We start from the raw sequence: 285 nt of genomic DNA, 5'->3' as shown, positions 1-285 counted from the left end.
GGTGACGAGATGCCCGCATGCCGCTTCGCGCACCGGGCACTTGAAGTGCTCACGATTCCGTGGGCAGAAGCCCGGATCGTTCACATGAGAGAAAATCACACTACCGGAACCAACCGCAATAACCATCAGCTCCGGGCTAACACCCGTCGTTGCAATCAGCGGTGCCGCGATACCACCCGCAGTGATTGCCGCAACGGTTGCGGAACCCAGCGCGATACGCAGTACGGCAGCAATCGACCAGGCCATCAGCAGCGGAGAAATGTTGGTTTCGTGCATCATGGAAGC

1 pseudogene is annotated in these 285 nt (G+C 58.9%); it reads right to left on the bottom strand.

Features of this window, described 5'->3' with window-relative positions:
- Window positions 1-285: pseudogene (locus tag SB772_RS40105) on the bottom strand (hypothetical protein); the annotation flags it as partial.

Source organism: Paraburkholderia sp. SIMBA_030 (genome assembly GCF_046535245.1).
Lineage (GTDB): Bacteria > Pseudomonadota > Gammaproteobacteria > Burkholderiales > Burkholderiaceae > Paraburkholderia.
The sequence above is the reverse complement of the archived record's forward strand: the minus strand, read 5'-3'. Positions and strand labels throughout refer to the sequence as shown.